Origin of the sequence: Aquibacillus sediminis, from assembly GCF_005870085.1 — a bacterium.
Classification (GTDB): Bacteria; Bacillota; Bacilli; order Bacillales; family Amphibacillaceae; genus Aquibacillus_E; species Aquibacillus_E sediminis.
The window spans coordinates 93776-105702 of the sequence record NZ_SZNM01000014.1 but is presented as its reverse complement, the minus strand read 5'-3'; the positions used below and the strand labels follow the sequence as shown (position 1 = coordinate 105702).

Here is an 11927-nt window from a genome sequence, read left to right as displayed (position 1 = left end):
CGATGTCGGCTCATCGCATCCTGGGGCTGTAGTCGGTCCCAAGGGTTGGGCTGTTCGCCCATTAAAGCGGTACGCGAGCTGGGTTCAGAACGTCGTGAGACAGTTCGGTCCCTATCCGTCGTGGGCGCTGGAAGTTTGAGAGGAGCTGTCCTTAGTACGAGAGGACCGGGATGGACACACCGCTGGTGCACCAGTTGTTCCGCCAGGAGCATGGCTGGGTAGCTACGTGTGGAAGGGATAAGTGCTGAAAGCATCTAAGCATGAAGCCCACCTCTAGATGAGACTTCCCATCATTTTAAATGAGTAAGATCCCTCAGAGACGATGAGGTTGATAGGTCCGAGGTGGAAGCGTGGTGACACGTGCAGCTGACGGATACTAATAGATCGAGGATTTAACTATATTGTTTAGGAAGCGGAGACGACCGGTTAGGTCCGACTGGATAAGTAAGGCGCCGTAATGTGTCATGATCTTGGACACATGAAGGTGAATTGCTTATAGCAGCGAGGACCTGGGAGTCGGAGCTAGACTGTTTTTAAATGTTTGATTGTCTTGAGACTTTCTTATCTAGTTTTGAAGGTACATATCTAATTAAATACACCATTGTTTAGTGGCAATAGCGAAGAGGTCACACCTGTTCCCATGCCGAACACAGTAGTTAAGCTCTTCAGCGCCGATGGTAGTTGGGGCTTTGCCCCTGCGAGAGTAGGACGCCGCTAAGCAAAAAAAACCTTAAAGATATTAATATCTTTAAGGTTTTTTTTGTGTAAAAAGTCAAATTCACAAAAATAAAAAAATTATGTTAGAGATAGGCAAATTTTTAAGAACTTGGATGAGTAAATAGGATAAATAACGTCCCACTAAATGGTTAGTTTTTGTTCTGTTTCTTGATTTTTTTCTATTTTGAAGTTTACTTTTTTATTATCACAAATAAGTTCGTATTCCCCTAGGAAGCCATCGAAAGTGACCATACCATCGGCATCTGTTTGACAGGTGATTGTTGTATTCCAGTCATCATTTATTAGTTTATTAAGTACGTCATAGGCAGGTTTAGGGCTATTATCTTCTCTTAAAAATCCAGCAGGAGCACCCAGCCATGCACCGTCATCGCTAAATGTCCAGGCTGTAATAGCCTCAACCTGAGGGTGTTTAAACAAAATTGAATACATTTCTTCCACTTCTCTTGCTTGACGTTCTTCAAATTCCGGCGTTGACGGCCAGTCTTCCACTTGATAATCATTTAAGTCTTCAATTTCAGGTGGCATTAGATGTCCGGAAGTCAGTGTGTTTTCTGAAAAGTGAAGAGGAAGGCCGAAGTGTGAGAAACGATCTAGTACTTCTTCCAATTTTTCACGCCCCCAATAGCCTTGGTGCTGATGGGACTGAATTCCAATTGCATCAATTGGAACACCTGCCTGCAAACAACCATCAATTAAAATTTCATAGTTAACCGATGTATTAAAATCATTGATTAATAAGGTTGAATTAGGATTAATTTCACGTGCTTTGGCAAACATTTCTTTGACGATCCCAACACGCCCTAGATCCTTCGCAATTCGGGTGATTCCATTATCATACTTATCAAAGATTGGCATGATCACAACTTCATTGATGACATCCCACATATCGATGATTCCTTTGAAATCTGTTAATTCGCGCTCAATTCTAGCAAACTGTGCGTCTAAGATTTCTTTATTGCTTAGATCCAATAGCCATGGAGCGGTTTCTGTGTGCCAGCAAAGCGGATGCCCTTTCACTTCTATATTTCTTTCTTTCAACCATTGTGCTGCGGTCAACAGTTCTTTTGTTTGAGGTTTACCTCGTTCAGGCTCGAAACCTCCCCAATAGAAGGGTAGTGTTCCAAAGTTAAATACATCTAAGAACTTATTTAGTTTATCTTCTAAATATGCAAGTCTATCTGATGATGATCCATTTTTGTTTGCGAGTTCGATGACATCAAAAATACCGCAACCAAATAAAAACTCATGGTTTATCTGTTTCAATGTAATGTTCTTTCCTGCAAGTGGATTTCCAGTTGCATCCACAAGTTTGATCGTTTTACAAGCCATACGATGAGCAAGTTCATTTGTTTGTCCCATTACAACAACCTCCATTAAGATTAGATTCACAACCAACAACTTAATCAGAAAGCGATTTCACGCTTTAAATAAATTTTAACAAACTTTGTTCATGCAGTAAACTATGTTGTGTCGGACAGTGTCCCCTTTCCCACTATTTCTCTTGTCTAGTTTTTCGTTTATAATAGGGGGAGAAGAAAGGTGGAACGATTGTATGAGTAATAAGAGTTTGGAAGAAATGATGATGAGAGCGATCAACGGATTAAAGGATTTAAAATATGAACAGGAGGAAAAGCTGTATCAAAAGCATTGGGCGGAAATAAGCGTTCCCTTTACTCTACAAGAGGGACTTAATAGATTTCCAAAATATGATCTTGATTTTATAAGGAAAAGGTTAGACGTGAAAAGGGCAAGTAATTTGAAAAAAGCAGACCTGATCATGGTGTTGCAGGATAGTATAATGAATCATGTTAAGAATATCCATCGTTTATGGGACAGTGAGCGATTTGAAATACTAACCAAGATTGCTAGTAATGGTGGACAGATGAAGGCATCAACTATCGATGATGGTCAAGTGACATATTTTCGTACGCAAGGGTTGATTTTTTCTGGAAAAATTGATGGGGAAAAGGTATTGACTATACCTACAGAACTTATTGAGCCAATCATGGAGCTAAATAATGATGTGAATGTCCGAGCTAAAATAAACAGAAATACAGAATGGATCAAACTGACGAACGGTCTATTGTATTATTATGGAACGCTAAAAAAATCGCAACTAATTCAAATGATAGAGAAGTATACCGAAGAAACGATCGACGAAATGGAATATTTTTCTGTCCTATATGATGCAAATACATACCATGAATTTTTTTATAAAGATGAAAATGGCTTCTCAAATAAGCGAGTGTTTGATCCAAAAAGGGTCATTCAAGAACAACAGTCACGAAGTAGTCTCGCCTATTATCCTTTTACAAAACAACAATTGCTTACAGCTGGTGCACATGATTATGTAGAAAAGAATGACAGCTATAAACAATTAGTGAGCTTCCTTACACAAAATTATGAAATAAACGAGCTAGATGCGGAAAGTCTTGTGGAAGAATGTGTCTATGCCACTAGGATTGGTCAGGGGCCTAATGAAGTGATGCAGTTTTTAAGTTATCAATTTGAATTTAATAATGCTGCGACGGTACAAGCTTTAATGGATCACGTTGTCCAATTGATGAATAACACGAGAGAATGGTTTCTTAAAGGATATATGTCAACAGAATTAAGAGAAAAGGAGACGAAACATTTACAACCATTATCAACTGCACAATCCAACCGCAATCTTAATGAACCAACAAAGGCTGTTAAAATTGGTAGAAATGAACCATGTCCGTGTGGAAGTGGGAAAAAATACAAAAAATGCTGTGGTAAATAAAGGATGCATGGGGGTGGTTCTTTTTTAGAGAAAAGAACTTGTTTCAGGTTTTTTCCTACGCGGTTGAGCGCTTTACCGATTCAACCGCGTAGAGAAGCCCCCCTATACTTCCAAGTAGGTTCAATTAATTTGCTTCTTGCCACTTATTATAATAGTCAACCCCAAATTGAGACCCCTCTGAAACCATTTTTGCATTTTCACTATGATCGATTTCTGGTACTCCTGCTTTTTTAATAGGTAGAGTGCTCACCGTTCTATCTGCTTTGTTTTCTTTGTTCTTGGGATTCAATGCTAGGAATGTAAGCGTACCAAAACCAACTGCACTTATTGTCGAAATAAAAAGCTCTTTCTTTTTTCGCATGTTATCTCTCCTTATTAGCTTGTCTTACTAGTTGCCTTCCCACTGTGAAGAAAAAGTAAACATATAATGGGACATGGGGACAGGTTTTCTGTCCCACCACTGGGACAAGTGCCCTGTCCCCATGTCCCGTGCGTATAGGTGATACAACCGCAACAATCCATTGTTTTACAGGCATTCTCACCCCTTCCCAACTACGTCACCGTATTAACCCTTTCCGAAACATTTCAGCGATTGCTTGGGGACGGTTGTTGACATTTAGTTTTTGTAGTGCGTATTTAACATATTGTTTAACAGTTACTTCACTAATTTTAAGTTGTGCGCTTATTGCTTTTGTTGTCTCACCCTCCGCAATTTTTTTCATAACTTGTAATTCACGTTTACTTAAGGTTGATGGATTGGTCATTCCATCTGACTGTCTTAACAGATCACCACATTCTTGACCAAACTGTGTCATGGCTAATAGTTTACTGGATGGAATGGTTTTTTCCATTTTTGTGCTATACATATAACCTAGCGTGTGGGATGAATAGGCGATTGGAACAATTAGAAACGAGTGAATGTCAGGATCAACCACGTAGAGACTACTTGTTTTTTCAAAAATCTCTCTTGTTTCATAAAATTTAGCCTCTCCCTTTTGAATAGCTGAATGAATCGTGGGTAGGGAACGAACATCATGCCGATCATTTATGTAATGAAGCTGGTGGTGCTCATTAATGGAAATAATTCCTTCTCCAAGGGAACCGATATGCGAGTAACGAAAAAGGAAGATATCAAGTACAGGGAAATGGGTTAAGAAGGTATCAAGAATGGCAATCTGCTGTTTTTCTTGAGATTGTAAAGACTTAATATGTTCGATTTGCTCTTGTACGGTATAGGTTAAGGCCATGTATATTACCTCCTTTTGGATATAGTATATCGAACTAAAAAAGGAATTATCACAATTTTATAAATAGTATAAAATTTAATCACAAGAAAGATTATTTGCAACTTTGTAACCGCTTTCCTTGTTTTTGTCTAAAATAAGAAAGAGGAGATGGTACTATGAAAGCATTGGTATTTGAAGGTGTTAAAAAGACGGTAGTAAAGAATGTTCCAGACCCAACCATTGATTATGACGGTATTATTATTAAAAATATGGCAAATGGCGTTTGTCGCAGTGACTGGCATATGTGGGCAGGAGACCAGGCGATACCACAGCCGATCATTGGTCATGAATTTGCTGGAATTGTTGAAGAGGTGGGGAGTAATGTCAAAAACTTCAAAAAGGGAGATCGAGTGATTGTTCCCTTTTCTGGAAGTGACGGAACTTGTCCACATTGTTTAAAAGGGGAGACTCATCTATGTGATTCCTTCTTAGTACCTGGAGTAGCGTATGAAGGTGGATATGGAGAGTATGTTGGGATTCCTCAGGGTGATCGAAATGTGGTCCATATTTCTGATTCAATTAGTTTTCGCGATGCAGCAGCGATGGGATGTCGGTTTATGACAAGTTATCACGGTGTCATTGATCGTGCACAAGTGTTGCCTGGTGAAAACGTGGTGGTATATGGTTGTGGTGGTGTTGGTCTGTCCGCCGTTCACATCGCTTCCTCAATGGGAGCCCGTGTGATAGGCGTGGATATCAATGATGCGAATTTAAAACTAGCAAAAGAAATGGGAGCAAGTGACATTATTAATAGTAAAAACATAGATCCTGTTGAGGCAGTGAAAGAATTAACGGATGGTGGTGCAGATGTATCTGTTGATGCATTGGGCATTGCTCAAACTTGTTTAAGCGGGATTAATAGCTTAAAGAAAGGTGGACGTCATTTACAAATTGGTGTGACAACGAAGAAAGAAGCTGGCTTTATCAGCGTTCCAGTTGATGAAATGGTCATGGCGGAGAAATCATTCATCACTACTTTAGGCATGCCAGCTCACCGTTTCTCCTCGATGTTAAGTATGGTAGGTCAAGGAAAGCTAAATCCAGGCAATATGGTCACAGGGGAGATTGCTTTATCAGAGGTGGAAGGTATCTTTCATGATATGAGTAATTTTAAAACAACAGGAACCTATGTCGTCACCGATTTTACTAACTAATCAAAAGGAAGCATGGGGATGATTCTCATGCTTCCTTCTTTTGCATGCATGGCATGGTGAAGTTTAGGCACCAGATAGATAGTCAATCGGTTGACCATAATAGAAAATTTGATTGTATTCAGGATAAATGGAATGGTAAAAAATATAAATGGGTTTATAGAGAAGAGAAGGATACATATATATAAATGTACGATCTCCGTTCATAATTCCTTTAAGAGCGGTAGCCATTTCTTTTTGGAAGATTTGAAAGCGGTATGTTGCTTCCTCTTTACTGTATTCCCCACTGTCAACATAAGCATACTCTACTAAAGAAATTTGATTGGTTGGATTGATTGACCACTCCGCTATCACTTCATCACGCATTTTCCAATTGATTGCTTGATCGTTATACCTATAACCAACGTCAAGAAATAATTCCCCGGTTTCATCAGAGTGGGTAAGTGTATATTTTCTGCCAATGACCGGTTTTGTGTGAGTGGCTGGAGTGATCAGATTTACGTATAACTTTTTGGGATCAAATGACATAAAATCCTCCTTATATAATCGGAAAACAATAATATAATGTACTATATGTAGGAAGCATGCTTTAGTGCTAAATTAAAATTCTTGCTTACCAGAATTCGAATAGGTATGATCAACGGAGTGACTTTAATAGGGAAAGGGACAGGTCATAAAAAAAGAATAGGTAGGTGGTTTGTATCATGAGAATACGTGATGCGAAGAAAGAAGAAATCCCATTGATACGCGATCAGCGTGTTGACGCTTATCGTGTATATGAAAATGTGATTAACGAGGAGCATTGGCAAGCACTTAAAGCCTCTATTTCATCGGATGCTGATAGTGAGCCAGGGGTAGAATTGATGGTTGCTGAAATCGAAGGGAAGATTGCCGGAAGTGTTGCTTTATTCCCAGCTCATGCAGTTGCGTACGATGGACTTGAGGAAGAAATTACATATCCAGAAATCAGAGTGTTAGCTGTAGATCCATATTCGCGCGGAAAAGGTGTTGCTACAGCCTTAATGGAAGAATGCTGTCGTCGAGCGAAAGCAAAGGGGTATAATTCAGTTGGATTACATACAGGAAGTTTTATGACAGGCGCCATCAAACTTTATGAACGACTAGGATTTCAACGATTGCCACAATATGATTTTAAACCAATAGATGACGATATTATTGTAAAAGCATTTCAACGAAACTTGTAATGGGAAGCACAGGGACTGATAAGCTCAGGGAGCGGTTCTTGTGCTTCCAATTTTATGAAAGGAGCAACAGAACCGACCCTGTACTTCGAGATATGTTAGTATATAGGCATTGAAGGTATTGGGGAGATTTTATGGGGATTAATGACGTTATTATTTTCATTGTGGTTGGCTTTTTGTGTTTGGGAGCCGTTGATAAATGTATCGGAAATAAATGGGGGGTAGGGCAACGTTTTACAGAGGGGTTTCAAACAATGGGATCCCTTACACTCTCGATGGTCGGGATAATTTCTTTAGCACCAGTGATTGCATCGATGTTGACGCCTGTCATTGCCCCTATTTATGGATTAATTGGAGCGGATCCAGCTGCATTTGCTAATACAATCTTAGCACTTGATATGGGTGGACATGCGTTAGCGACAGAAATGTCTGAAAGTAGAGAAGCAGAGTTATTTGCATGGGTCTTCTTAGGTACTATGATGGGACCAACAATTGCCTTTACGATCCCTGTTGGATTAGGCATCATTACCAAGGAAGATCACCCATATTTTGCTAAAGGGATTTTGTTAGGATTAATTACGGTTCCTGTTGGGTGTTTCGTTGGTGGGCTTGTAGCTAGTTTAGATATCATTATGATTATAAAAAACTTAATTCCATCCACTCTCTTGTCTGTTTTCATTGCATTCGGACTATGGAAATATACCGACAAAATGATTGCAGGCTTTTCTATTTTTGCAAAAGGGATAGAAATCATCGCGATTATTGGTCTAGCAGCAATAAGTGTTCAAACTCTCACAGGTTTCACCATTATCCCAAATTTAACCCCACTCATGGAGGGGATAGAAATTGTTGCAATGATCGCTTTGTTCCTTGCGGGTGCATTTCCAATGGTTGCTTTTCTATCATTTGCTTTTAAGAGCCCCTTGAAGAAACTAGGGGGACTTCTTGGAATTAGCGAAATGTCAACAGCTGGATTAACGGCAGCAATAGCACATGCCATTCCAATGTTTTCTCTTCTTAAAGAGATGGAACCAAGGGGAAAAACTATAAATGTAGCTTTTGCTGTAAGTGGTGCCTTTGTGTTTGGGGGGCATTTAGGTTTCGTTGCTGGTATCAACAAAGAGATTGTGATTGCGATGATCATCGGAAAACTTGTTGGTGGGATGAGTGCCATCCTATTAGCCATCATTGCAACCAAAACAGCTTAGGGAGGAAGCATGAGGACGTTTTTCTGCTTCCTTATGCATGGAAAGAAGCAGAAGAACCGTCCTCGCGCTTCCCATGTTAGAGAAGGGAGTAGTGGTAGTATGAAACTAAAAGGGATTGTGTTGGTGTTGCTAGGCGCTGCATGTTTTGGCTTTACACCAATTTTTGTTAAAACTGGATTTCAGTATGGCTATTCTCTGGGGCAATTGAATATTACTCAAATGGTGGTGGCTGTCTTATTTCTATGGGTATTGTGTCTTTTTAAAGGCTTACGTGTAAAAGGTTTAACAAAGCAGTCTTTGTTGAAGATTATGATGACAGGCACTTTTGTTGGTTTAACTAGCATTCTATACTATGCATCGATGCAATATCTATCAGCCTCTTTAGCTATTATTCTTCTTTTTCAATTTGTATGGATTGGGATGATCTATGAATGGGTTTTTAACAAGAGTAAACCTACAAAAGTGAACATCGTTGCTTTGGTCGTTACTTTAGCTGGTGTTGTGTTTGCATCCAATATCATTGGGCGAGATGTTTCTGAATTTTCAATTGCAGGATTAGTGCTAGGTTTTTTTGCTGGTGTTTCTTATGCTGGTTTTATCTTTTTTAGTGGCAAGGTAGAAACCGACACCCATCCTTTAGTCAGAAGTTCGATCATGGTAAGTGGTTCGTTGATTTTAGTAATGATTCTTTTTATCCAAGATGTTCCAACCATTGACTTGACTGATGGTCGATTATGGAGTATTGGTGCTGGTGTTGCATTAGTTGGAGCAGTCATTCCGCCTATGTTTTTCGCTGGGGGAGCACCGCTCATTTCATCCCGCCTCTCCAATGTGTTAACATCGATTGAATTACCTGTGACCATCATCGCAGCAATGATTTTTCTATCAGAACCTGTCAGTATTTCACAGTGGATAGGTATCCTATTGATTATTACAGCAATCATGATCAACCAACTCTATGGGAATACCGAAGAAGAGAAACAAAGGGACGATTCTCAAGCTTCCTTTGACATAGAAAAAGAAGTAATATGATGGGACATGGGGACAGGTTTACTGTCCCACCACTGGGACAAGTGCCCTGTCCCCATGTCCCACAGTTGATGGTATGCGTGTTTGCAAATTAAGAGAAAAGGAATGTTTTACTTGAACAACTTTCATGATTTAGAAGATGTTTATAAAAATGCTGAAAATCTGTTTAATCGTATTTCACAGGATAACGAGGTTTTACGTGTTTTTAAGTATCATTCCATACGAGTGATGCAGTTTTCAATTTTGTTGGCTAAATCCGTTAATTGTAATGATGCAGATATGAAAGTAGCAAGCTTATTACACGATATTGGCAAAATGGGGCTTTCTAAAGATATACTTTTAAAACCATCTAAATTAAATGCATTGAAGTTTCAAATCATACAGGCTCATAGCACCATTGGAAATAATATTTTAAGAAAAACACTCCATTCTCCACGAGCGGCTGTGTTTGTACGTGACCATCATGAACGGTGGGATGGGAATGGATATCCCAGAGGGTTAAAGGGAGAAGAAATTTCTGTCCAAGGTCGTATCATTTCCATTTGTGATGCTTTTGATACAATGACAATTGATCGGCGAAATTATAATAAAAGTCTACTTACCTATCGAGGTGCCTTTGCAGAACTAAAGCGATGTTCTTGGCCCCAATTTGATGGAGATCTAGTTGAAAGGTTTGAGAAACTGGTTGAAAAGATAAATTTTCCACCAATTGAAGAATGGGCTGAGAACAAAGAAATGATAGAAATAATATTTTCGGATAATTGAAAAAATGGGACATAGGGACAGGGCCACTGTCCCATCACTGGGACAAGCGCCCTGTCCCCATGTCCCACAAATTATGGTTTTCTTCTTCTTATGCGTCCGATTCCGAGTTGTCTTGCTTCTTGTCGTAAGGCTTTCATTAAACTTATGGCCATCATTGCGATAATGACGGAAAATGGTAAAGCGGCTATAATCATCATATTTTCTAAGGCTTGAAGACCGCCCGTGTATAAGAGGACGAGGGCTATTGTAGACAGCAAGATCCCCCATGTGAATTTTACTGCATTGCCAGGAGAGTGAGATCCATTTGTTGTCATCATACCTAATACATAGGTTCCTGAATCGGCAGATGTAATGAAAAAGGACCCAATAAGCACCATGGCAGTAATGGATGTTACTAGCGAAAATGGATAGTTCGAAAAGACACCAAATAACGATTCTTCTGCAGTTAACGTTGATATTTCAGCAATCCCATTATGTTCAAGTGAAATGGCAGCCCCTCCGAATATAGAGAACCATAAAAAGATCACGACAGAAGGTATTAATAGTACAAAAAACACAAATTCCCTAATACTTCTGCCCTTAGAAACTCGAGCAATAAAAATACCGACAAATGGTGACCAAGCAATCCACCATGCCCAATAAAAAATGGTCCACCCATTAATCCAACCACGAATATCTTCATTTAAAGGTGCAATTCTGAAACTCATCTCTGGTAGCGTTTGAATATAGGACCCCACCGTATCCGTAAATAAATTTAAAAGAAACAAGGTTGGCCCGGCTACAAACATTAGTAAAAATAGAGCACCGGCTAAAAACATATTCGCATTACTTAATATTTTTATCCCTTTACCTAATCCAGACCATGCTGATATTAAAAAAAGAACGGTAACGATGGCAATAATGATAAATTGCATCCAAACAGTTTTTGGTAGTTCAAATAGATAGGAAAGACCACCATTGATTTGAACTGCGCCAAAACCGAGAGATGTTGCAACACCAAGGACAGTTGCCAAAACAGAAAAGACGTCAATCGCTTTTCCTGTTTTGCCTTTCACTTTATCACCGAAAATGGGGTACAACGTTGCACTAATTAACCCTAATTTGTTATGTCTAAAGTGAAAATAGGCAATCGCAAGTGCAACGATCGCATAGACCCCCCAAGCGTGAATCCCCCAATGTAAAAACGTAAACCGAAGTGCATCCTTGATAGCTTGATCGGTACCAACTTCACCAGTAGGAGAGCTAATGGCATAATGACTGATGGGTTCTGACGTTCCGTAAAAGACAAGCCCTATCCCCATTCCAGCACTAAACAACATCGCAATCCAAGTAGGTCTGGAAAATTCCGGCTTTTCATCTTGATTTCCTAGTTTAATTCGACCAATAGGTGAAATGAGTAAATAGATACAGACCACAAGTATAATCGTGACGAGGAATAAATAATACCATCCAAATGCGTCAGAAAATATTGCCTGAATATTAGAAGTAATCGCCTCTAATGTATCAGGAATAATAATCCCAGTAATAACGAGCAAAGAAAGTATAAATAGTGAAATGTAAAATACTATATATCGTTGTTTCATCCCATTACCTCCAATACGTACTAACCTAGGTACTAGTATTTTCATTTTTTGTCCATTTCATGCACCGAAGCACAGGCACGGTTCTACTGCTTTCTAGGCATAGGGTTGCATAGGTTTTAGAAAACAAACTGTCACAAATAGTCCATAATCTAAATAGCCCGTCTACAAACCAAGCCTTTTTTTGCTTTATTACATGTATAA

Annotated in this window: 12 protein-coding genes and 2 rRNA genes; 8 read left to right on the top strand and 6 right to left on the bottom strand. The window is 39.3% G+C overall.

Annotated elements, in window-relative coordinates:
* Positions 1-400, top strand: a 23S ribosomal RNA gene (locus tag FCI53_RS13730); the annotation flags it as partial.
* Positions 401-604: 204 nt separating this feature from the next.
* A 5S ribosomal RNA gene (rrf, locus tag FCI53_RS13725) occupies positions 605-720 on the top strand.
* A 138-nt stretch (positions 721-858) separates the two neighbouring features.
* Here the strand turns inward: rrf and FCI53_RS13720 are convergent.
* Entirely contained in the window at positions 859-2097 is a 1239-nt protein-coding gene (locus tag FCI53_RS13720; protein WP_138419640.1) for an endo-1,4-beta-xylanase, read from the bottom strand.
* A 193-nt stretch (positions 2098-2290) separates the two neighbouring features.
* Between FCI53_RS13720 and FCI53_RS13715 the strand changes: the two genes are divergently transcribed.
* Positions 2291-3502: a YecA family protein gene (locus FCI53_RS13715; protein WP_138419639.1), complete on the top strand. Its 1212-nt coding sequence runs from the start codon at positions 2291-2293 to the stop codon at positions 3500-3502.
* Positions 3503-3626: 124 nt separating this feature from the next.
* Here FCI53_RS13715 and FCI53_RS13710 read toward each other — a convergent pair whose 3' ends face one another.
* The 3 genes from FCI53_RS13710 to FCI53_RS13705 are packed head-to-tail and all read right to left on the bottom strand — an operon-like array spanning position 3627 to position 4749.
* Positions 3627-3863, bottom strand: a complete 237-nt coding sequence (locus FCI53_RS13710) for a hypothetical protein (RefSeq protein WP_138419638.1) — start codon at positions 3861-3863, stop codon at positions 3627-3629.
* Position 3864: 1 nt separating this feature from the next.
* A complete protein-coding gene (locus tag FCI53_RS21510) occupies positions 3865-4038 on the bottom strand; it encodes a hypothetical protein (protein WP_171038182.1) in 174 nt (57 codons plus the stop codon).
* 21 nt (positions 4039-4059) lie between these two features.
* A complete protein-coding gene (locus FCI53_RS13705) occupies positions 4060-4749 on the bottom strand; it encodes a helix-turn-helix transcriptional regulator (RefSeq protein ID WP_138419637.1) in 690 nt (229 codons plus the stop codon).
* 155 nt (positions 4750-4904) lie between these two features.
* On the opposite strand from FCI53_RS13705, the gene FCI53_RS13700 reads away from it, so the two are divergent.
* Positions 4905-5942, top strand: coding sequence for a zinc-binding dehydrogenase (locus FCI53_RS13700; RefSeq protein ID WP_138419636.1), 1038 nt, complete (start codon positions 4905-4907; stop codon positions 5940-5942).
* A gap of 63 nt (positions 5943-6005) precedes the next feature.
* Here FCI53_RS13700 and FCI53_RS13695 read toward each other — a convergent pair whose 3' ends face one another.
* Complete coding sequence (locus FCI53_RS13695; RefSeq protein ID WP_138419635.1) at positions 6006-6467, bottom strand: staygreen family protein; 462 nt, start codon at positions 6465-6467, stop codon at positions 6006-6008.
* Positions 6468-6643: 176 nt separating this feature from the next.
* Here FCI53_RS13695 and FCI53_RS13690 point away from each other — a divergent pair, with 176 nt between their 5' ends.
* The 4 genes from FCI53_RS13690 to FCI53_RS13675 all read left to right on the top strand — a co-directional run bounded on the left by FCI53_RS13690 (position 6644) and on the right by FCI53_RS13675 (position 10143).
* Complete coding sequence (locus FCI53_RS13690) at positions 6644-7144, top strand: GNAT family N-acetyltransferase (protein WP_138419634.1); 501 nt, start codon at positions 6644-6646, stop codon at positions 7142-7144.
* A gap of 131 nt (positions 7145-7275) precedes the next feature.
* Positions 7276-8349 carry an ethanolamine utilization protein EutH gene (gene eutH / locus FCI53_RS13685; protein ID WP_138419633.1) on the top strand — a complete coding sequence of 358 codons (1074 nt, stop codon included), beginning with the start codon at positions 7276-7278 and terminating at the stop codon, positions 8347-8349.
* A gap of 99 nt (positions 8350-8448) precedes the next feature.
* Positions 8449-9381 carry an EamA family transporter gene (locus tag FCI53_RS13680; RefSeq protein ID WP_138419632.1) on the top strand — a complete coding sequence of 311 codons (933 nt, stop codon included), beginning with the start codon at positions 8449-8451 and terminating at the stop codon, positions 9379-9381.
* 102 nt (positions 9382-9483) lie between these two features.
* Entirely contained in the window at positions 9484-10143 is a 660-nt protein-coding gene (locus FCI53_RS13675; RefSeq protein WP_138419631.1) for an HD-GYP domain-containing protein, read from the top strand.
* Between the two features lie 71 nt (positions 10144-10214).
* Here the strand turns inward: FCI53_RS13675 and FCI53_RS13670 are convergent, their stop codons facing one another.
* Positions 10215-11726: a glycine betaine uptake BCCT transporter gene (locus FCI53_RS13670; RefSeq protein ID WP_138419630.1), complete on the bottom strand. Its 1512-nt coding sequence runs from the start codon at positions 11724-11726 to the stop codon at positions 10215-10217.
* Between the last annotated feature and the right edge of the window lie 201 nt (positions 11727-11927).